General features: G+C 41.1%; 18 protein-coding genes. 17 read left to right on the top strand and 1 reads right to left on the bottom strand.

Annotation, left to right across the window (positions count from 1 at the left end; genetic code table 11):
- The first annotated feature begins 15 nt into the window (after positions 1–15).
- The 9 genes from IE339_RS22950 to IE339_RS22910 all read left to right on the top strand — a co-directional run bounded on the left by IE339_RS22950 (position 16) and on the right by IE339_RS22910 (position 13,337).
- Positions 16–2,127, top strand: a complete 2,112-nt coding sequence (locus tag IE339_RS22950) for a (Fe-S)-binding protein (protein WP_242172248.1) — start codon at positions 16–18, stop codon at positions 2,125–2,127.
- Between the two features lie 99 nt (positions 2,128–2,226).
- The gene (locus tag IE339_RS22945) at positions 2,227–3,408 is read left to right on the top strand and encodes an acetyl-CoA C-acetyltransferase (RefSeq protein ID WP_242176291.1); all 1,182 of its coding nucleotides are present in this window, start codon (positions 2,227–2,229) and stop codon (positions 3,406–3,408) included.
- An 18-nt stretch (positions 3,409–3,426) separates the two neighbouring features.
- A complete protein-coding gene (locus IE339_RS22940; protein ID WP_242172239.1) occupies positions 3,427–4,278 on the top strand; it encodes a 3-hydroxybutyryl-CoA dehydrogenase in 852 nt (283 codons plus the stop codon).
- Between the two features lie 11 nt (positions 4,279–4,289).
- Entirely contained in the window at positions 4,290–5,420 is a 1,131-nt protein-coding gene (locus tag IE339_RS22935) for an acyl-CoA dehydrogenase (RefSeq protein ID WP_242172236.1), read from the top strand.
- Positions 5,421–5,440: 20 nt separating this feature from the next.
- Positions 5,441–6,580: an acyl-CoA dehydrogenase gene (locus IE339_RS22930; protein ID WP_242172227.1), complete on the top strand. Its 1,140-nt coding sequence runs from the start codon at positions 5,441–5,443 to the stop codon at positions 6,578–6,580.
- A 14-nt stretch (positions 6,581–6,594) separates the two neighbouring features.
- Entirely contained in the window at positions 6,595–7,230 is a 636-nt protein-coding gene (locus IE339_RS22925) for a TetR/AcrR family transcriptional regulator (protein WP_053403745.1), read from the top strand.
- Between the two features lie 13 nt (positions 7,231–7,243).
- Positions 7,244–10,489 (top strand): fused isobutyryl-CoA mutase/GTPase IcmF, encoded by a 3,246-nt coding sequence (gene icmF, locus IE339_RS22920; protein ID WP_242172218.1) that lies wholly within the window; start codon positions 7,244–7,246, stop codon positions 10,487–10,489.
- A 334-nt stretch (positions 10,490–10,823) separates the two neighbouring features.
- Complete coding sequence (rpoE, locus tag IE339_RS22915; RefSeq protein ID WP_315906061.1) at positions 10,824–11,393, top strand: DNA-directed RNA polymerase subunit delta; 570 nt, start codon at positions 10,824–10,826, stop codon at positions 11,391–11,393.
- A 336-nt stretch (positions 11,394–11,729) separates the two neighbouring features.
- Positions 11,730–13,337 carry a CTP synthase gene (locus tag IE339_RS22910; RefSeq protein ID WP_242172202.1) on the top strand — a complete coding sequence of 536 codons (1,608 nt, stop codon included), beginning with the start codon at positions 11,730–11,732 and terminating at the stop codon, positions 13,335–13,337.
- 35 nt (positions 13,338–13,372) lie between these two features.
- Here IE339_RS22910 and IE339_RS22905 read toward each other — a convergent pair whose 3' ends face one another.
- The gene (locus IE339_RS22905) at positions 13,373–13,903 is read right to left on the bottom strand and encodes a DUF2529 domain-containing protein (protein WP_242172194.1); all 531 of its coding nucleotides are present in this window, start codon (positions 13,901–13,903) and stop codon (positions 13,373–13,375) included.
- Positions 13,904–14,185: 282 nt separating this feature from the next.
- On the opposite strand from IE339_RS22905, the gene IE339_RS22900 reads away from it, so the two are divergent.
- From IE339_RS22900 to IE339_RS22865, 8 genes are all read left to right on the top strand, one after another.
- Complete coding sequence (locus IE339_RS22900; RefSeq protein ID WP_053403740.1) at positions 14,186–14,554, top strand: response regulator; 369 nt, start codon at positions 14,186–14,188, stop codon at positions 14,552–14,554.
- 224 nt (positions 14,555–14,778) lie between these two features.
- Positions 14,779–15,636 (top strand): class II fructose-bisphosphate aldolase, encoded by an 858-nt coding sequence (locus tag IE339_RS22895; RefSeq protein WP_242172192.1) that lies wholly within the window; start codon positions 14,779–14,781, stop codon positions 15,634–15,636.
- A 338-nt stretch (positions 15,637–15,974) separates the two neighbouring features.
- The gene (gene fsa, locus IE339_RS22890; protein WP_242172173.1) at positions 15,975–16,619 is read left to right on the top strand and encodes a fructose-6-phosphate aldolase; all 645 of its coding nucleotides are present in this window, start codon (positions 15,975–15,977) and stop codon (positions 16,617–16,619) included.
- Between the two features lie 308 nt (positions 16,620–16,927).
- Complete coding sequence (locus IE339_RS22885) at positions 16,928–18,214, top strand: UDP-N-acetylglucosamine 1-carboxyvinyltransferase (protein WP_242172156.1); 1,287 nt, start codon at positions 16,928–16,930, stop codon at positions 18,212–18,214.
- Between the two features lie 187 nt (positions 18,215–18,401).
- Positions 18,402–19,373: a class II fructose-bisphosphatase gene (gene glpX, locus IE339_RS22880; protein WP_242172149.1), complete on the top strand. Its 972-nt coding sequence runs from the start codon at positions 18,402–18,404 to the stop codon at positions 19,371–19,373.
- A 479-nt stretch (positions 19,374–19,852) separates the two neighbouring features.
- The gene (rho, locus tag IE339_RS22875) at positions 19,853–21,127 is read left to right on the top strand and encodes a transcription termination factor Rho (protein WP_242172143.1); all 1,275 of its coding nucleotides are present in this window, start codon (positions 19,853–19,855) and stop codon (positions 21,125–21,127) included.
- A 202-nt stretch (positions 21,128–21,329) separates the two neighbouring features.
- Positions 21,330–21,530, top strand: a complete 201-nt coding sequence (rpmE, locus tag IE339_RS22870) for a 50S ribosomal protein L31 (protein WP_053403734.1) — start codon at positions 21,330–21,332, stop codon at positions 21,528–21,530.
- A 233-nt stretch (positions 21,531–21,763) separates the two neighbouring features.
- Positions 21,764–22,387 carry a thymidine kinase gene (locus tag IE339_RS22865; RefSeq protein ID WP_242172140.1) on the top strand — a complete coding sequence of 208 codons (624 nt, stop codon included), beginning with the start codon at positions 21,764–21,766 and terminating at the stop codon, positions 22,385–22,387.
- The last annotated feature ends 116 nt before the right edge of the window (positions 22,388–22,503 follow it).

Below are 22,503 nucleotides of genomic sequence, written 5' to 3'. Positions count from 1 at the left end.
AGGGGATACAAAACAATGAAGGGTTTATTGTGGGCAAACTTAATACTATTTTTATTTGTAACCGCTTACGCCATCTCGCTTTTTGTCTATTTAATTCGGACGCGCATGGCCTACATCAAGCTAGGAAAGAAAGTGGAGTTTGATGGCCGTGTCAAAGAACGTTTAGATAAAATCTGGGTGAACGTATTTGGACAAAAAAAGCTATTGAAGGATAAGAAGAGTGGGGCCATCCACGTCATGTTCTTCTATGGATTTATTCTTGTTCAATTTGGCGCAATTGATTTTATTTGGAAGGGGCTAAAGCCGGGTTCGCATTTGCCGCTAGGACCTGTCTATCCAATTTTCACGTTCTTCCAAGAGATTGTATCACTTGTGATTTTAGTTGCTGTTGTATGGGCGTTCCACCGCCGTTATGTTGAAAAGCTTGTTCGACTAAAAAGGGGTTTTAAGTCAGGGCTTGTTCTATTATTTATCGGTGGATTGATGCTGTCTGTTTTAATTGGAAATGGGGTATCAATCGTTTGGTTTGACGAAGAATTTTCTTGGTTCGAACCAGTTGCATCTGTTATTTCAGTCGTGCTAAGTGGGATAGGGGAGCATCCATCAATCGTGATCTTCTACATTGCATGGTGGATTCACTTAATTTTCCTGCTTTCATTCTTAGTGTACGTGCCACAATCAAAGCATGCTCACTTAATTGCAGGACCTGTGAACGTGTTCTACAACCGCTTATCAAACCCTGGTAAGCTAGAAAAAATTGATTTTGAAGATGAAACACAAGAAAGCTTTGGGGTAGGGAAGATTGAAGATTTTACACAGCATCAGCTTATTGATATGTATGCATGTGTAGAATGTGGACGCTGTACGAATATGTGTCCGGCAACGGGAACAGGAAAAATGCTGTCACCGATGGATTTAATTATCAAAATGCGTGATCATCTAACGGAAAAAGGTGCAGCGATTACATCTAAAGCTCCTTGGGTTCCAACGTATGCTTTTTCAAATACAAAAGGAAATCAATTAGCAATGTCAGCTTCAGGATTGGGTGCTACAGAGTCTGCTGCGACGCTCGAATACAATCCTTCCTTAATCGGAGATGTCATCACAGAAGAAGAAATTTGGGCTTGCACAACTTGCCGAAACTGTGAAGATCAATGTCCAGTTATGAACGAACATGTGGATAAAATTATTGATTTGCGCCGTTACCTAGTTCTAACGGAAGGGAAAATGGAGCCAGATGCACAGCGTGCAATGACAAATATCGAACGCCAAGGAAATCCTTGGGGTCTAAACCGTAAAGAAAGAGAAACTTGGCGTGATGAGCATGAATTTGTTCGCATTCCAACAGTAAAAGAATTAAGCAAGGCTGGCGAGGAATTTGAGTACCTGTTCTGGGTAGGATCAATGGGTTCTTACGATAACCGTAGCCAAAAAATTTCACTTGCTTTTGCAAAGCTATTAAATGAAGCGGGTGTGAAGTTCGCGATTCTAGGGAACAAGGAGAAAAACTCTGGAGATACGCCTCGTCGTCTTGGAAATGAGTTCTTATATCAAGAGATGGTAACAAAGAATATCGAGGAGTTTGAAAAAGCAGGTGTGAAGAAGATTGTTACAATCGACCCGCATGCTTATAACACATTTAAAAATGAGTATCCTGACTTTGGATTAGAAGCCGAAGTTTATCATCATACAGAGCTTTTAGCACAGCTAGTAGAAGAGGGTCGATTAAAGCCAACTCACGAGTTATCTGAGACGGTAACATTCCATGATTCTTGCTATCTAGGACGTTACAATGAAGTGTACGATGCGCCTCGTAATATTTTAAAATCCATTCCAGGCGTGAACTTAGTTGAAATGGAACGTAATCGCGAAAAAGGAATGTGCTGTGGTGCTGGTGGAGGCTTAATGTGGATGGAAGAAACCGCTGGAAGCCGTATCAACGTCGCTCGTACTGAGCAAGCAATGATGGTTAATCCAACTGTTATCAGCTCTGGATGTCCGTACTGCTTAACGATGTTAAGCGATGGTACGAAAGCGAAGGAAGTAGAAGACCGTGTTGGAACATATGACGTGGCAGAACTTCTAGAACAATCCGTATTTGGCAAAAAGAAAGAAGTAGCTTCTTAAAATAGTAGACGGTAAAAGTGGTGGAGGCTCAACAAGCATTTTATGTTGAGTCTTTCATCACGATTAGCCATTCAATGACCATAACAAGGGGGAACTATGATGACTAAAACAGTGATTTTAAGTGGCGTACGTACACCTGTAGGGAAATTGGGAGGAGCACTAAGTACATTAAAAGCTTCTGAGTTAGGCGGCATATCAATTAAGGAAGCGCTTACTCGTGCGCAGTTAGAGGGAAAAGATGTACAGCAAGTCATTATGGGAAGCGTGCTGCAAGGAGGACAAGGACAAATTCCTTCTCGCCAGGCTGCTCATCATGCGGGTTTACCATTTGAAGTTGGCACAGAAACCATTAACAAAGTGTGTGCTTCTGGGTTGCGAAGCGTCACACTCGCAGATCAAATTATTCGTTCAGGAGACGAGGAAGTAATCGTCGCTGGTGGAATGGAATCGATGAGTAACGCTCCTTACATTCTTCCGAAAGCACGCTTTGGTTTCCGCATGGGGGATGGACTTGCAAAAGATTTAATGACTCATGACGGCTTAACGTGTAGCTTCACGGGTGTGGCAATGGGGGAATACGGAAGTCAGTCAGCTGATGAGATGGAGATCTCAAGAGAAGAACAGGATCGCTGGGCATTACGTAGCCACGAGCGAGCAATTAAAGCGCAGGAAAATGGTAACTGGGGAGAAGAGATTGTCCCTGTGTCTATTCCGCAGCGAAAAGGAGATCCACTTGTTGTTTCAACTGATGAGGCGCCGAGAAAAGATACGTCGTTTGAACGCCTTTCTGCTTTAAAGCCAATTTTTGATCAAGCAGGAACGATTACAGCAGGGAATGCACCAGGTGTTAATGATGGGGCAGCAGCACTTGTCTTAATGAGCGAGGAACGTGCACAAAAAGAAGGAAGAACACCACTTGCAACGATTTTAGGTCACACATCAATGGCGACAGAGCCGAAGGATTTCCCGAAAACACCGGGTCTGGTTATTAACAAACTGCTTGAAAAGACGGGCAAGAGCGTAGATGATATTGACCTGTTTGAAATTAATGAGGCATTTGCAGCGGTAGCTCTTATTAGTGCAAAGCTATCCAACATTGACGAAGAAAAAATTAATGTAAATGGCGGAGCGGTTGCGATGGGACATCCAATCGGCGCAAGCGGAGCACGTATTATTGTTTCACTTATTCATGAACTGAAAAGACGCGGTGGGGGAATCGGCGTTGCATCCATCTGTAGTGGTGGCGGCCAAGGTGATGCCATTATGATCGAAGTACATTAAAAAAGTGGGGGAATAGGGATGAATATTCAAACGGTAATGATCACGGGCGCTGGACAAATGGGGTCTGGTATTGCACAAGTGTTTGCGATGGCAAAGTACGATGTTATTTTACATGATATTGCGCAGGAAGCTGTTGAACGAGGAATGAAAGGTATTCAGCGCAACCTTGAGAAACAAGTGGATAAAGGAAAGCTTTCTTCTCAGGAGCTACATGATATCGTGGATCGTTTTACGCTCACAACAAATTTACAGGAAGCAGAGCGTGCGGATCTGATTATTGAAGCAGCGGTTGAAAACATGGAAGTAAAGAAAAGCATTTTCGCACGATTAGATGTCATTGCGAAAGAGGACGCTATTTTGGCAACGAACACGTCATCATTGCCAATCACGGAGATTGCCGCAGTGACAAAATCGACCGAGCGCTTGATCGGAATGCACTTTATGAATCCAGTTCCTGTGATGAAGCTTGTGGAGATCATTCGCGGCTTAGCAACTTCTCAAGAGACGTATGATGCGGTTCATGAGGTCGTAAAAACCTTAAACAAAGTGCCAGTCGAAGTGAACGATTTCCCAGGTTTTGTTTCCAACCGTATTTTAATGCCAATGATCAACGAAGCCATTTTTACGCTTTACGAAGGAATTGCGACAAAAGAAGCCATTGATGAAGTAATGAAGCTTGGTATGAATCATCCAATGGGACCTCTTACACTAGCTGATTTTATCGGCTTAGATACGTGTTTGTATATTATGGAAACGTTGCATGAAGGATTTGGGGATGACAAATACCGCCCATGTCCTCTTCTCAGAAAATATGTAAAAGCAGGGTGGCTTGGCAAGAAGACAGGTAGAGGCTTTTATACGTACTCATAAGGGGGAGCACGATGAGCTTAACTTTCACGGCTGAACAAAAAATGCTTCAAAAAATGATTAGAGACTTTGCTCAAAAAGAAGTAGAGCCTTTTATTCCGAGGATGGAAAAAGGAGAGTTTCCATCTGAAATCTTAGCAAAGATGGGTGAGCTAGGATTAATGGGAATTCCGATTCCAGACGAGTATGACGGGGCAGGACTGGATTTTATCAGCTATATTTTAGCGATTCATGAACTATCAAAAGTGAGTGCTACACTGGGAGTCATTTTATCTGTTCATACATCTGTCGGAACAAACCCGATCTTATATTTTGGAACGGAAGAACAAAAACAGCGCTACATTCCAAAGCTAGCTTCAGGTCAATATCTAGGTGCTTTTTGTATTACAGAACCACAGGCTGGGTCAGATGCTGCGGGGTTAAAAACACGAGCAGAAAAGAGAGGGAACGAATACATCCTGAATGGCTCTAAAATGTTTATTACAAACGGCGGAGAGGCGGATACGTATATCGTGTTTGCTAAGACCGATGCAGATAAAGGCACAAGAGGAATTTCAGCTTTTATCGTTGAAAAATCAATGCCGGGCTTTATCGTTGGAAAAGATGAACACAAAATGGGGTTAAACGGATCTAGAACGGTACAGCTTCATTTTGATCAAATGAGGGTGCCAGCGGAAAACCTGCTTGGAAAAGAAGGCGAGGGCTTTACGATCGCCATGGCGAACTTGGATGTGGGCCGTATAGGGATTGCCGCCCAATCATTAGGGATCGCCGAAGCAGCTCTTGAAGCGGCAACGGATTATGCCAATACGCGTGTTCAGTTTGGAAAACCAATCGTCCGTCAACAGGGCGTTGGGTTTAAATTAGCTGATATGGCGACACAGGTAGAAGCAGCAAAGCTTCTTGTCTATCAGGCTGCTTATCTTCGTGCCAATGGTCTTCCATGTGGGAAACAAGCGTCTATGGCAAAATTATTCGCTTCTACGACAGCGATGAATGTGTCCACAGAAGCGATTCAAGTGTTCGGAGGATACGGGTATACAAAAGAATACCCGGTAGAGCGATATTTCAGAGATGCAAAGGTTTGTGAGATTTATGAAGGAACGAGTGAAATTCAACGTATCGTCATCAGCAAGCATTTATAAACAAAGGGGAGCTGGGAGAAATGTTTTTTAAACTATCTGAAGAGCATGAAATGATTCGTAAAATGGTTCGTGACTTTGCGAAAAATGAAGTAGCACCTACAGCAGCAGAACGTGATGAAGAAGAGCGCTTTGATCGCGCAATCTTTGATAAAATGGCAGACCTTGGACTTACAGGTATTCCATGGCCTGAAGAGTACGGTGGAATTGGAAGCGATTACTTAGCTTATTGTATCGCAGTTGAGGAGTTATCAAGAGTATGTGCATCAACGGGTGTAACCTTATCTGCTCACACATCATTAGCAGGTTGGCCAATTTACAAGTTTGGTAACGAAGAGCAAAAACAAAAGTACTTAAAACCAATGGCACAAGGAAAAAGTATCGGCGGTTACGGATTAACAGAACCAGGATCTGGATCTGATGCGGGTGGTATGAGAACAACGGCGAAAAAAGATGGAGACCACTACATTTTAGACGGATCGAAAATCTTTATTACGAACGGTGGCATAGCTGACTTTTACGTTGTGTTTGCTTTAACAGATCCAAGTCAAAAGCAGCGCGGTACGAGTGCCTTTATCGTTGAAAAGGATATGCCAGGTTTTTCAGTTGGGAAAAAAGAAAGTAAGCTTGGAATTCGTTCCTCACCAACAACAGAGATTGTTTTTGAAGAATGCCGTGTGCCAAAGGAAAACATGTTAGGTGAAGAAGGAGACGGCTTTAAAATTGCGATGATGACGCTAGACGGAGGTCGAAATGGAATCGCTGCACAGGCTGTTGGAATTGCACAAGGAGCGTTAGATGCAGCTGTCGCTTATGCGAAAGAGCGCGAACAATTTGGAAAACCGATCGCACTTCAGCAAGGAATTGGCTTTAAATTAGCTGATATGGCGACACAAGTTGAAGCAGCGCGTCTATTAACCTATCAAGCAGCATGGCTTGAATCAGAAGGGTTACCTTATGGAAAAGAATCCGCAATGTCCAAGCTTTTTGCTGGTGACGCTGCAATGAAAGTGACAACAGAAGCGGTTCAAGTATTTGGTGGTTATGGATATACGAAAGACTATCCGGTAGAGCGTTTCATGCGTGATGCAAAAATTACTCAAATCTATGAAGGCACTCAAGAGATCCAACGCTTAGTTATTTCACGCTACTTAACTAAATAACTAGGAGATGAATTATGACAAGGAAACGAGAAGTACATGCATCTGTTAAGGATCAGCGTCTTATTGAAAAAAGGCGTGACCAAATGGTTAAGGGAGCTGTTACTCTCATTAAGAAGAAAGGCTTCCATCGCACCACTACACGAGAAATTGCGAAATCATCAGGGTTCAGCATCGGAACTCTGTACGAATATATTAAAACAAAAGAAGACGTTTTGTATTTAGTATGTGACAGTATTTATGATCAAGTAAGAGGTCGTTTAGAAAAAGTGATCTGCAAAGAGAATTATTCCATCGACAACTTAAAGCAGGCAATTGAAAACTATTTTAAAGTTGTGGATGAAATGCAGGATGAAGTACTTGTCATGTATCAGGAGGTTAAGTCGCTATCAAAAGATGCCTTGCCTTACGTACTAAAAAAAGAAGTTGAAATGGTCACGATTTTTGAAGAGATTATTGCAGGATGCGTTAAGAACGGATACATGGACTTAGAAGAAAAAGAAGTTGAGCTGTTGGCACACCATATTTTTGTTCAAGGTCAGATGTGGGCATTTAGAAGGTGGAGTCTGCAAAAGTTATATTCACTAGAAGAATATACGACTATGCAAACGAAGTTTTTACTGCAAGGTTTTTCAATCGAACGTCAAATTTAAGGGGGGCATCTCGTTGAGTAATGCAACGTTAAAACAACCGATACGCTTTGTCACTGCTTCTAGTCTGTTTGATGGACATGATGCATCAATTAATATTATGCGCCGAATCCTTCAAGCGAGTGGCGCCGAGGTTATTCACCTCGGTCATAACCGCTCTGTTGAAGATATTGTAAATGCAGCTATCCAAGAGGATGTACAAGGAATTGCGATTTCATCTTACCAAGGTGGACACGTGGAATTCTTTAAATATATGCATGATCTTCTACAGGAAAAAGGAGCGCCTCATATTCGCATTTACGGAGGTGGCGGTGGGGTTATCATTCCGAAAGAGATTGATGAGCTTCATCGTTATGGGATTGCTCGAATCTTTTCACCTGAGGACGGAAGACAGCTAGGCCTTCAAGGTATGATTGATCAAATGATTGAAGAATGTAACTTTTCGACGTTAACGGATATGCCGCAGGATCTTAATGGGTTAACACCAGCTAGTCACCGCGATATCGCAAAGCTTATTACGTTGGCTGAAAATCAGCATGCTGGTACGAAAGAGCTTGCAGTGGGTCTTGAGCAAATTAAAGAAAAAGTACGCGATCAAAAGAACAACATTCCTGTTATCGGTATTACGGGAACGGGTGGAGCAGGTAAAAGCTCGCTGACAGATGAGCTATTGCGTCGCTTTCTATATGATGTAGATGGACTGAATGTGGCGATTATTTCGATTGACCCAACGAAGCAAAAAACAGGCGGTGCGCTTCTTGGAGATCGTATTCGCATGAATGCTGTCTCGACTTCTAGAGTATATATGAGAAGCTTGGCGACAAGAAGCTCAGGGAATGAGCTGTCTGTGGCGATTCAGGACGTGATTTCGATTGTCAAAGCAGCAGGCTTTGATATCGTGGTCGTTGAAACGAGTGGAATTGGTCAGGCGGATGCTCAAATTAAAGATGTTTGTGATATGGCTTTATACGTAATGACAAGTGAATTCGGTGCACCTTCACAGCTTGAGAAAATTGAGATGATCGACTATGCGGATCTTGTGGTCATCAATAAGTTTGAGAAAAAAGGCTCTGAGGATGCGAAGAGACAGGTTCAAAAGCAATATCAGCGCAATCATACGCTGTTTGAACAAGGGATTGAAGAAATGCCTGTATACGGAACGATGGCAAGCCAATTTAATGACGCGGGTGTTAATACGCTGTTCGTTGAACTTATTGATCGAATGAATAAAAAGTGGAACTTAAATTGGCAGACAGCTCTTCAACGCACGGATAAAGTGGAAAAGCAAAATATGATTATCCCGCCGAACCGTCAGCATTATTTACGAGAAATATCGGATGCCGTTCGTCACTATCACGAGCATGCGGATGTTCAGGCAAATGCCGCACGAAAACTTTTCCAACTTGAAGGAGCTCTTGAGGAAGTCAAAGATCAGCCATCAGTGGTAGAGGCACTTGAGGAAGTAAAAGAAGGCTATCAAGAGAAACTAACGCCAGCTTCTGCGAAAATTTTAAAAGGGTGGCACGATCTAAAATCACAATATGAAAAAGAGGAGTTCGTCACAAAAGTTCGTGACAAAGAAATCGTAACGAAGCTGAAGACGAGAACACTGTCCGGTCTACTGCTTCCGAAAGTGGCGCTTCCTCCTTTCAAAGATTACGGTGAAATTTTACGATGGGTGTACAAAGAAAACGTCCCAGGATCATTCCCTTACACGGCTGGGGTATTCCCATTCAAGCGTGAAGGTGAAGATCCGAAGCGCCAGTTTGCGGGGGAAGGAACACCTGAGAGAACAAATCGCCGCTTCCATTACTTATCCAAAGATGATGCTGCAAAACGATTAAGTACGGCGTTTGACTCTGTTACGTTATATGGAGAAGATCCTGCTGTTCGCCCAGATATTTTTGGTAAGATTGGCGAAAGTGGCGTAAGTGTGTGTACGCTTGATGACATGAAAAAGCTCTACAGCGGATTTGATCTCTGCCACCCTTCTACATCTGTATCGATGACGATTAACGGACCAGCTCCGATCATTTTAGCCATGTTCATGAATACGGCCATTGATCAACAAGTGGTGAAGAAGGAAGAGGAGTTAGGCCGCATTTTAACGCCTGAAGAATATCATGAAGTTCGTTCTCAAACATTGAACGTTGTAAGGGGAACGGTTCAGGCAGATATTTTAAAAGAAGATCAGGGGCAGAATACGTGCATTTTCTCTACGGAATTTGCGCTTAAAATGATGGGCGATATTCAGGAGTACTTTATTGACAATAAAGTGCGTAACTATTACTCTGTCTCCATTTCTGGCTATCATATTGCGGAAGCAGGCGCAAACCCTATTTCCCAGCTTGCCTTTACGTTAGCGAATGGATTTACGTATGTCGAATATTATTTAAGTCGTGGCATGAACATCGATGATTTTGCACCGAATCTTTCATTCTTCTTCAGTAATGGGCTAGATTCCGAGTACACGGTCATCGGACGTGTGGCAAGACGTATCTGGGCAGTAGTGATGAAAAATAAGTACGGAGCAAACGAGCGTAGCCAAAAACTGAAATATCATGTTCAAACGTCGGGACGTTCCCTTCATGCGCAAGAAATTGATTTTAATGATATTCGTACAACGCTTCAAGCTTTAATGGCACTGCATGATAACTGTAATTCGCTTCATACGAATGCATATGATGAGGCAATTACGACACCGACAGAAGAATCGGTTCGACGTGCAATGGCGATTCAGCTAATCATTACGAAAGAGCACGGCCTAACGAAGAACGAAAATCCACTTCAAGGATCATTCATTATTGAAGAATTAACGGATTTAGTAGAAGAAGCAGTACTTCAAGAGTTTGAAAGAATGAATGACCGCGGCGGTGTGTTAGGTTCCATGGAAATGCAGTATCAGCGCGGGAAAATTCAGGATGAATCAATGGATTATGAGATGAAAAAGCATACAGGTGAACTTCCAATCATCGGTGTAAATACGTATATGAATCCGAATCCACCTTCTGCTGAAGAAATGAATGAAATTCAGATTGCACGTGCGTCTAACGAAGAAAAACAGTATCAAATTGATCAGCTTCAATTATTCCATAAGGCGCATGAGGAGAAGACTGAAGTTGCTCTTCAACGTTTAAAAGAAGCGGCTCGTCAAAATCATAATATTTTTGCGGAGCTAATGGAGACGGTAAAGGTCGCAAGCCTTGGTCAAATTACGCGTGCTCTATATGAGGTGGGCGGACAGTATCGTCGTAATATGTAATAGAGAGCTTTGGTAAATACGATGAGAAAGTAAAAAGCGGAAACAGCCTTGCAAACGGGGCTGTTTTCATTTTCCTATAAATGGACATTTGACTTCAAAGAAGATTATCGTAAAATAAATCATGCACAAAAAGCAAATGCTGTGATATTCTAGTAGCATTTGTGGTGAACCAAAGATTTTTTTAGAAAGAGTGCAAGGAACACTAGCATAAATGTAATGAATTTGTTTATAATGAATGGTATGTATTTGGTAATGATCCATTAGATTTTGTCCTAATTACTACAAATTCTTATAGATTTTAAATCTTAGTTCCGATTATTCCATAGGAAAGGGTGTGCCCAGTTTGAGTCTAGCACAATACTCAAAAGAAGAGATTAAAGAAATGTCCATGATTGAATTGGCTTATGATATTCTAGCAGAAAGAACAGATCGTACAGCTATTTCATTCAAAGAAATCCTAGATCAAATTATTGACTATTTGGAGCTTACACAAGATCAAGTGAAAGCAACAATCGCTCAATTTTATACAGATTTAAATATTGATGGCCGTTTTGTATCGGTTGGTGAAAATCGTTGGGGATTAAGAGATTGGTACCCGTTTGACCAAGTCGAAGACGACACGGTACAAGTTGCAAAACCGAAAAAGAAAAAAGGTAAAAAAGCACCTGTTAAAGATGAGTTCGATGAGTTTGATGATGCAGAAGAATTAGACGAAATCGAAGAAGAAGACTTAGACTACGATGACGACGATGATGAAGAAGAAGAGTTAGAAGTTATCGATGGTGACGCGTTTGAAGGAGAAGATATCGTAGACGATGATGAAGAAGAATACGATATTGAAGAAGAAGAATTAGACGAAGAGTTTGAAGAAGAAGAAGAGGAAGACGATTTAGAAGAGAAATAAGAATCATAATCGGTCTTGACTTTTTAAATCAGAGTATGTAGAATTTTTTTTGGGCTCTTAAATTAATGCTTACAATGATTGGTGTTATATAAATGAATTGCTCCCACTACCTGATCCAGGTGTGGGAGCAATTTTGTTTTTTAAGGCCATATAGTGAAAATTTATATGATTTTAAGCTCTCTTTTCTTTCCACATCAATCATTAGAAGGTCGCGAACTCCTGATGGTTGACGTTTTATTTTATAGGGTTTTTTGAATTTATTAAGCTAGATGAATGAATTCGAACTGTTTATGTACAAACTTCTAATATGATTACTAATCCAGAGGGGGAAATAAGATGACAAAGTATATCTTTGTAACAGGAGGCGTTGTCTCTTCTTTAGGGAAGGGTATTACAGCAGCTTCACTAGGACGTTTATTAAAAAACCGTGGGTTGAGCGTCACAATTCAAAAATTTGATCCATATATCAACGTAGACCCAGGAACAATGAGTCCATACCAACATGGTGAGGTTTTCGTAACAGATGATGGTGCTGAAACGGACTTAGACTTAGGTCACTACGAGCGCTTTATCGATATTAACTTAGGTAAGCATAGTAATGTCACAACAGGTAAAATCTATTCAACAGTTCTTCAAAAAGAGCGCCGCGGCGACTACTTAGGTGGAACAGTTCAGGTTATCCCACACATTACAAATGAAATCAAAGAGCGCGTTTTCCGTGCAGGAAAAGAAACAAACGCTGACGTTGTTATCACAGAAATCGGTGGAACAGTTGGTGACATCGAATCACTACCATTCTTAGAGGCAATTCGCCAAATTAAGAGTGATATCGGTCGCGATAACGTAATGTATATCCACTGTACATTAATTCCTTACCTAAAAGCAGCAGGCGAAATGAAAACAAAACCGACTCAGCATAGCGTAAAAGAGCTTCGTAGTTTAGGAATTCAGCCAAACGTAATCGTTGTTCGTACTGAAATGCCGATTTCTCAAGACATGAAAGACAAAATCGCGCTATTCTGTGACATCGATACAAAAGCTGTAATTGAAGCGTCAGATGCTGAAACGTTATATGAAGTTCCATTAATGCTTCAAGAGCAAAAGCTTGATCAAATTACATGTGAACACTTGAAATTACCGTTCAATCCAGCTGATATGGATGAGTGGAATGAGCTTGTTCACAAAGTGAAAAACCTATCAAAAACAACAACAATTGCGCTAGTAGGGAAATACGTAGAGCTACAAGATGCTTACATCTCTGTTGTAGAAGCTCTTCGTCATGCTGGTTACTCATTCGATGCAGACGTAAAAGTGAAATGGGTAAACTCTGAGCATGTAACGCCTGAAAACGTAAAAGAACTAGTTGGAGACGTTGATGGTATTTTAGTTCCAGGTGGATTCGGTGATCGCGGAATCGAAGGTAAAATCGTTGCGACTCAATATGCACGTGAAAACAAGGTTCCATTCTTAGGTATTTGCCTAGGTATGCAATTAGCAACAGTTGAATTTGCGCGTAACGTACTTGGCCTAGAAGGTGCTCACTCTGCTGAGATTGCACCAGATACAAAATATCCAATTATCGACTTACTACCAGAACAAAAAGACGTAGAAGACCTAGGCGGAACACTTCGTCTTGGACTATATCCTTCTAAGCTAACAGAAGGTACATTGGCTTACGAAGCATATCAAGATGAAGTTGTATACGAGCGTCATCGTCATCGCTATGAGTTCAACAATGAGTATCGTCAAGCGATGGAAAAACAAGGGTTTATTTTCTCAGGAACAAGTCCAGATGGACGTCTTGTGGAAATCATTGAGTTAGCAGATCATCCTTGGTTCTTAGCTTCTCAATTCCACCCAGAATTTACGTCTCGCCCAACACGTCCACAGCCTCTATTCAAAGAGTTTGTTCGTGCTTCCATCGAGCTAGGTTCAGAAAAATAATAAGCAAAAGCCGGGCATTCGCTGCCCGGCTTTTATTATTCATATTCACTTATAATTTCTTTTATTGTTAGAGAAACGGCATAATACGCATACAAGCTTGTCATCACTGCAGGGAAACCGTAGCGATTTCCTTCGTCGTCAGGGATGAGTGGCTTCGTCAATTTTGTATCAATATGCACATCTACGACTTGATCAAGTGTTTCATCCTCAGAAGCTCTGAGCGCTGACATGCCAACCAGAGGGATTGATTTTTCTGCTAGTTTTTTTGCAATAATGATGGACTCCTGATCATCCGAAAAACGCGAAACGAGCAGAACGCGATCTGCCGGTGTAACGTTGTCTAGGTTTTCCATTGTTAAGAGCGGTTTAGCTCCTTGCAGAGGCTCCTCGCTTTCAAGTGCTTCAAACATAACGCTTTTCATTTCTCTTGCCCCGTATACATACACATTTCCGTCACCTACGATGGCTTGAGATAAAAGGCGAGCAGCATCTTCTATATTAAATTCCTCTTTTTCCTCAATGCGTTTAAAATACCCGCTGAGTTGAGTTGTAAATATTTTAAGCATGTGAATAATCACCTTTCTGTTCTTAGACAATTTTCTTCTGATAGTCATTATAAAGCAAACATAGGAGATAGTAAAAATAGACTTCTTACCATATGGAAATTGACAGCCATTTCTTTTTAAAGAAAGATGCTCTCTAAAAAACTACACTGATAAAAGTTCGTTCACCTAGACGAATAAATGGAAAATATAATACGATGTGAGAAAAGAAGGTTTTTTTCATTTTTAGTCGAACTAAACGAGTTAGAGATGCATAATGGGAAAATACGAAGAGGTGGGATTGCATTGAAAGAGAAAATTTTAGTGGTAGATGACCAGTATGGGATTCGAATTTTGTTAACAGAGGTTCTTCAGAAGGAAGGATATCAATCATTTCAGGCAGCGAACGGATTTCAAGCAATTGAAATTACACAAAGAGAATCACCAGATTTAGTCTTGCTAGATATGAAAATTCCTGGAATGGATGGAATTGAAATTTTAAAGCGTTTAAAGGAAATTGATCCTGCGATTAAGGTTATTATTATGACGGCTTACGGTGAGTTGGACATGATTCAGGAGGCGAAAGACCTAGGTGCGTTAACGCATTTTGCGAAGCCGTTTGACATTGATGAAATTCGCCAAGCAATTAAAAAATACATTCCTGTCAAAATGTAAAAACGAAACGCTTACGTAAACAATTTTCGTTATCTGGTCTAAAAATGTTGCTGTTTTCTGCATTAGTTGGTATCCTATGTACTGTGAAACTATTTAGTGAGCCAATTGGTTGATTAAATATATTAGTCATATTACATGAAAACACTCATCCATGCGCATACTATTTTAGGTCAAGCACTTAAAAAAAAGTAGCGTCAATGGCTTATGTTAAGGAGGATTCCACGATGCCTTTAGTATCAATGACAGAAATGCTTAACAAAGCAAAAGCAGAAGGCTATGCAGTAGGTCAGTTCAACTTAAATAACCTTGAGTTCACTCAAGCGATTCTTCAAGCAGCTGAAGAAGAAAAATCTCCAGTAATCCTAGGGGTTTCTGAAGGTGCAGCTCGTTACATGGGCGGCTTCAAAACAGTTGTGAAAATGGTAGAAGGTCTTATCGAAGACTTCAAAATCACAGTTCCAGTGGCTATTCACTTAGACCACGGTTCAAGCTTTGACAAATGTAAAGAAGCAATCGATGCAGGTTTCACATCTGTAATGATTGATGCTTCTCACCACCCATTCGAAGAGAACGTAGCAACTACTTCTAAAGTAGTAGAGTACGCTCACTCTAAAGGTGTTTCAGTTGAGGCTGAATTAGGAACAGTTGGTGGACAAGAAGATGATGTAGTAGCAGACGGCGTAATCTACGCTGACGCTAAAGAGTGCGAAGAGCTTGTTAAACGCACTGGCATCGACTGCCTTGCTCCAGCATTAGGATCTGTTCATGGTCCTTACAAAGGCGAACCAAACCTTGGATTCGCTGAAATGGAAGAAATCGGTAACGCTACTGGTCTTCCATTAGTATTACACGGTGGTACTGGTATCCCAACAAAAGATATCCAAAAATCTGTTTCTTTAGGAACAGCTAAAATCAACGTTAATACTGAAAACCAAATCGCATCTGCTAAAGCTGTACGTGAAGTATTAGCTGCAGACGCTGAAGTATACGATCCACGTAAATACCTAGGACCAGCTCGCGAAGCAATTAAAGCGACTGTAATCGGTAAAATGCGTGAATTCGGTTCTTCAAACAAAGCTTAATAGACATTAACCGAAACCGCCTAGCATTTTATGTTTGGCGGTTTTGTTCTATTTATTCGTCTTTTTTTAAAAGATAACGCCCTATTGTCAAACGTTTTATTTCCTCACTAGAAAGTTTCACTAACCAATGACAAAGAGACGTTTTTGACAGAGGGAACCATCTAGACTAGAAGTTTCGTTTGAAGCTTTGAGCTTTACGTGAGCCGGATAATCGCTGTAACCAATCGTTTAGTGTTAATATATTCCTTAGGGGAAGATCTTATTGTAGGTAATTGCTGTTTCACCTTACTGTTTAAAAGGTAAAACATAGATATCATTCATTTTAGGGAGGATTTAGGATGAAATTTTTTATCGACACAGCCAATTTAGACGAAATTAAAGAAGCACATGCATTAGGGGTTTTAGCAGGTGTAACGACAAATCCAAGTTTAGTAGCAAAAGAGAAAATCTCTTTTGAAGATCGTTTAAAAGAAATTACAGATTTAGTTCCTGGATCTGTAAGTGCTGAGGTTATTTCATTAGAAGCCGAAGGAATGATTGAAGAAGGTAAGAAACTAGCAGAGATTGCACCGAACATTACGGTAAAAGTTCCAATGACACCAGACGGATTAAAAGCAGTTAAAACATTCTCTGAGCTAGGAATTAAAACGAATGTAACGCTTATTTTCTCTGCAAATCAAGCTCTTTTAGCTGCGCGTGCAGGCGCTACATATGTATCACCTTTCTTAGGAAGATTAGATGATATTGGTCAAGACGGCCTGGACTTAATCTCTCAAATTGCGGAGATATTCTTAGTTCATAACATTGAAACAGAAATTATTGCGGCTTCTATTAGACACCCTATGCATATTACTGAAGCAGCATTAAGAGGCGCGCACATTGCCACTGTACCTTATAAAGTAATTATGCAACTTTTCCATCATCCATTAACGGAAGCAGGTATTCAAAAGTTTTTAGAAGACTGGGAAAAACGTACGGTATAAGTTAGTTGAATGTAGCACTTTTAGTGTAGTTTAAAGATGAATAGAGCCTTTCGATAGTGTATAAAAAGACGCCCTTGTTGTTCATACTCTCAAATTGAGCTTGAATAACGAGGCGTCTTTTCATATATGTTGGCTATTTTTTGAAAAAAATCGACTTTTTGTACATGAAATTTTCTTTTTCGTGTAAACTATTAGATAATAAAGAAAACTAGCCATACATCTCAGAATGTTAACTGGTATAAAATTCCTTATAGTAGTTAAAAGAGGCGCTTACGACAATAATCATCTTCGCTAGAAGGGAGACGCAAATGGAAAAGCTAAAGATACAAGGTGGAGTACCATTAAACGGGACTATACGAGTAAGTGGAGCTAAAAACAGTGCTGTTGCTCTGATTCCCGCTACAATTCTAGCTAATTCTCCTGTAACGATTGAAGGATTGCCAGATATATCTGATGTGCAAATTTTATCAGATTTGATTGAAGAAATAGGTGGACAAGTATCATTTGAGAGTGGAGAACTAACCGTTGATCCATCGAAAATGGTTGCAATGCCGCTGCCGAGTGGAAAGGTTAAAAAGCTTCGCGCGTCCTATTATCTCATGGGGGCCATGCTAGGCCGCTTTAATAAAGCTGTTGTGGGTCTTCCTGGTGGATGTCATTTAGGACCACGCCCAATCGATCAGCATATTAAAGGGTTTGAAGCACTGGGGGCTCAAGTAACGAATGAGCAAGGTGCTATTTATTTGCGTGCTGATGAGCTACGAGGGGCACGGATTTATTTGGATGTTGTGAGCGTGGGTGCGACAATCAATATCATGTTAGCGGCTGTGAGGGCAAAAGGCCAAACGATTATTGAAAATGCCGCCAAAGAACCAGAAATTATTGACGTTGCGACTTTACTTACCAACATGGGCGCTCGCATTAAAGGAGCGGGTACGAACGTTATTCGTATTGATGGGGTAGATGAACTAAGAGGTTGTCGCCATTCAATTATTCCAGATCGTATTGAAGCAGGGACATTCATGATTATGGCAGCTGGAGCGGGAGAAAGGGTCGTAATTGATAATGTGATACCTCAGCACATCGAATCGATTATTGCCAAAATGAGAGAAATGGGCGTGAAGATTGAAACAAGCTCAGATCAAATTTTAGTCATGGGAAATCGTGATTTTAAGGCTGTAGATATTAAGACTCTTGTCTATCCAGGATTTCCAACCGATCTACAACAGCCATTTACTTCCCTTTTGACAAGGGCTACAGGTACAAGTGTTGTAACGGATACGATTTATGGTGCAAGGTTTAAGCACATTGACGAATTGCGTAGAATGAATGCGGTCATTAAAGTAGAAGGAAGATCAGCCATTATTAATGGTCCTACTCAGCTTCAGGGAGCCAAGGTAAAGGCTTCTGACCTGCGTGCAGGGGCTGCTCTAGTCACAGCAGGATTAATGGCCAAAGGAATTACAGAAGTAACGGGCCTTGAGCATATCGATCGTGGGTACAGTCATTTGGTAGACAAGCTTTCAGGTCTTGGCGCTGTCATTTGGCGTGAACGTATGACCGATAGCGAAATTGAACAATTTCAAAATTCCTAAACGGTAAACAAGCGGTGGTAATTCGTTATCATCGCTTCTACCTAGTACATGCTAATTTTTAGCGTTGCTCATTTGAAGTAACGGGTGGAAAAAATTATCATGCTGATTAAATTGTGATTTTGTGTTAGCGTATTCATTGTATCGTGTTGGAAAATAAAATGTGAAACACAGCAGGGGGACGTAGATCATGGAACGAAGCTTATCGATGGAATTAGTTCGAGTAACAGAAGCAGCAGCACTAGCATCTGCAAGATGGATGGGCCGTGGGAAAAAAGATGAAGCTGATGATGCAGCGACATCAGCTATGCGTGATGTATTTGACACCATTCCAATGAAAGGGACGGTTGTGATTGGCGAGGGAGAAATGGACGAGGCGCCGATGCTATATATTGGGGAAAAGCTAGGAAACGGCTATGGTCCTCGCGTTGATGTGGCGGTTGATCCGCTTGAGGGGACAAACATTGTTGCTTCAGGAGGCTGGAACGCTCTAGCGGTTTTAGCGATTGCAGATCACGGGAACTTGTTACATGCTCCTGATATGTACATGGATAAAATTGCTGTAGGTCCAGAGGCGGTAGGAACAATCGATATTAACGCACCTGTCATTGATAACCTACGTGCGGTTGCGAAAGCGAAAAATAAGGACGTAGAAGATATTGTGGCAACGGTTTTAAATCGTCCACGACATGAGCATATTATTGCCCAAATCCGTGAAGCTGGTGCACGCATCAAATTGATTAACGATGGAGACGTAGCGGGTGCAATCAATACAGCATTTGATCATACCGGTGTTGACATTCTATTTGGCTCAGGTGGAGCGCCTGAGGGTGTGATCGCAGCAGTAGCTCTAAAATGCCTAGGTGGTGAGCTTCAAGGTAAGCTTCTTCCCCAAACGGATGAGGAATTGAAGCGATGCAAGGAGATGGGGATCGCGGATATCACGCGTGTCTTTTATATGGAGGATCTCGTAAAAGGAGATGACGCCATCTTTGCGGCTACAGGTGTAACGGACGGTGAGCTATTAAAAGGCGTGCAGTTCAAAGGTTCTGTCGGAACGACTCATTCCCTTGTTATGCGTGCAAAGTCTGGAACAGTCCGTTTTGTTGATGGACGTCACAGCTTAAAGAAAAAACCAAATTTAGTTATTAAACCTTCCTAATAAAATAAAAGAGGCTTTGGAAGTTTGGTCACTTCTTTTTAGAGCGGAATCCCGCTCTAAAAAGAAGGCTTCATTTACCCACACTAGCCTATAGAAAGGCGTCTTCATAGAGCATTTTCATAGAACCATCCTTTACGTATTCCTCCTTTCTATTAACACTTTTATCCATTCTTTAATGTTTTTCACGCTCTTGTCTTTTTTTATAGCTTGTCTTTTTTGATTCATCCGGTTTATAATGTTTTTCGATGTTATTGATACTTATGTAAAGCGCTTCAATAATTGACATAAAAAGCTATTGATTAAAAAGATAGAAAAGGGTTAGAATATAAATTGCTATACAACTGATAGAGTATCTACTTATATTACTTCAAGGCTACCTTCTCCATCTTCACAAAATATGAATTCCATCCATATCGTTTCTTAACGTTAAGTAAAATTCCATATGGTAGGAAAAGAACTATATAAAGCGTGGTGCTGTAATGAGTTTAACATTATCCAGTTTAGAAAACATGAAGCTAAAAGAGCTATATGAACATGCTCGTGAGTATAAAATTTCGTATTATAGTAAATTAACAAAAAAAGAACTTATTTTTGCCATTTTAAAAGCGCAAGCAGAGCAAGATGGGCTGTTATTTATGGAAGGTGTACTGGAAATTATCCAGTCAGAGGGCTTTGGTTTCCTTCGTCCAATTAACTATTCACCTAGCTCCGAAGATATTTATATTTCTGCTTCACAAATTCGTCGCTTCGATTTGCGAAATGGAGATAAGGTATCTGGTAAAGTTCGTCCTCCAAAAGAAAATGAGCGTTACTATGGTTTATTACACGTAGAAGCAGTTAATGGGGATGACCCTGAATCTGCGAAGGAACGTGTTCATTTTCCTGGTTTAACACCTATTTATCCAAATCGTCACATGGTTTTAGAGACGGAACCAAGAAATCTTTCTACTCGCATTATTGATGTTATTGCGCCAATTGGATTTGGACAACGTGGTTTAATCGTTGCTCCTCCAAAAGCGGGTAAAACGATTCTATTAAAAGAGATTGCCAATAGCATTACAACAAACCATCCAGAAGCAGAATTGATCGTGTTGCTAATTGACGAGCGTCCGGAAGAAGTAACAGATATTGAACGTTCTGTTGAAGGAGATGTTGTCAGCTCTACGTTTGATGAAGTGCCAGAAAACCACATCAAAGTAGCAGAGCTTGTGCTTGAGCGCGCAATGCGTTTAGTTGAACATAAAAAAGACGTGATCATCCTTATGGATAGCATCACTCGTCTAGCTCGTGCCTATAACTTGGTCATTCCACCAAGTGGACGTACGTTATCAGGGGGGATTGACCCTGCTGCATTCCACCGTCCGAAGCGCTTCTTTGGAGCTGCTCGTAACATTGAAGAGGGTGGAAGCTTAACAATCCTTGCAACGGCTCTTGTAGACACAGGTTCTCGTATGGATGACGTGATTTATGAAGAGTTCAAAGGAACAGGTAACATGGAGCTTCACCTTGATCGTTCACTTGCTGAAAAACGTATCTTCCCAGCGATTGATATTCGTCGTTCAGGAACACGTAAAGAAGAGCTTCTTATTCCGAAAGAGCATCTGGATCATCTGTGGGCAATTCGTAAAACGATGGCTGATGCGCCAGACTTTGCGGAAAAATTCCTTCGTCGTTTACGTCAAACGAAAACAAATGATGAATTCTTCCGTATTTTAGATGAAGAACGAAAAGCGGTGGCGGCGAGCAAGCGTTAATGGTAGTATGTGTATATCGGCTTTTTTCATGTGAATGAAATTGTATGAAAGAGATGGTTGCAAAAGAACCCATCCCTTGTTATAATTTCATCATGTGTGTATTAGCTAAGTGTATGTGAAGGTGAAAAGATCGTTGTAGTTTTCATATATGCTTTCAATATAACTCTGTTTCAAAAGATTCAGGGCGGAAGGAGATGAAATCATGAAATCAGGAATTCATCCAAACTACAAAAAAGTTATGGTGAAATGCGCTTGCGGTAACGAATTCGAAACGGGTTCTGTGAAAGAGGAATTACGCGTTGAGGTATGTTCTGAATGCCATCCATTCTACACAGGTCGTCAAAAATTCGCGGATGCTGGTGGTCGCGTTGATAAATTTAACAAGAAATACGGTATCAAGTAATAAGCCGTATATCAGAAAAACAGGCAAGGGTACTAGTCGCTTGCCTGTTTTTTACTTCTTTACGTTAACTAGTATGGATGTTGGATTTGAGGAAACGCTAACCGAACAAAGGAAAAGAGATCGAAGGATTCTAACGGACAGTGAGCCTCTGCAGAAGAGACTTAGTGTCCGTTAGAGTAAACCGATATAGTGTTTGCTCAATTGGAACTATGAGGAAGGGAGAGTCCCGCAGCATGTATGTGATGAAACAAAGCGGTTGGGTTGAGGTAATTTGTGGGAGTATGTTTTCGGGCAAATCAGAAGAATTAATTCGTCGAGTGCGCCGAACGCAATTCGCCAAACAAAAAGCGCAGGTATTCAAACCAGCGATTGATAATCGATATAGTGAAGAGTCTGTCGTTTCTCATAACGGTACATCAGTATTAGCATATCCTGTTGAATCTTCTCTAGCGATTTTAGAACGCACGGAATCTGACACCGAGGTTGTCGCAATCGATGAAGTTCAATTCTTTGATGAGAATATTGTGGAAGTGGTAGAGGAGTTAGCCGCTCGAGGGAAACGTGTGATTGTAGCAGGACTAGACCAAGACTTCAAAGGCGAACCATTTGGACATGTTCCAGCACTTATGGCGCTCGCTGAAACAGTTACAAAGCTTCAAGCAGTTTGTGCAGCATGCGGATCACCAGCAAGCCGTACACAACGCCTAATCAATGGCCAACCTGCTTCTTACGATGATCCGATTATCTTAGTAGGAGCTTCAGAATCGTACGAGCCTCGATGCCGTCATTGTCACGTGGTGAAAAACAAGCCGTCTGAAGGAAAAAAGCTAGTCGTTGAAAATGGAATGAGTAATTAATAGGTGTTTTAAGCCAACATAGGTAGTTTCATGCTGTAGTACATACGTGCATTGAGCTACCTTTTTATTTGTGGAAAACGGGGTGGAATACGTCCGTGTCAAAGGGAAAATGCTTT

Origin of the sequence: Priestia koreensis (genome assembly GCF_022646885.1) — a bacterium.
GTDB lineage: Bacteria > Bacillota > Bacilli > Bacillales > Bacillaceae_H > Bacillus_AG > Bacillus_AG koreensis_A.
Note: the sequence above shows the minus strand (reverse complement) of the source record. Positions and strands in the feature narration are given on the sequence as shown.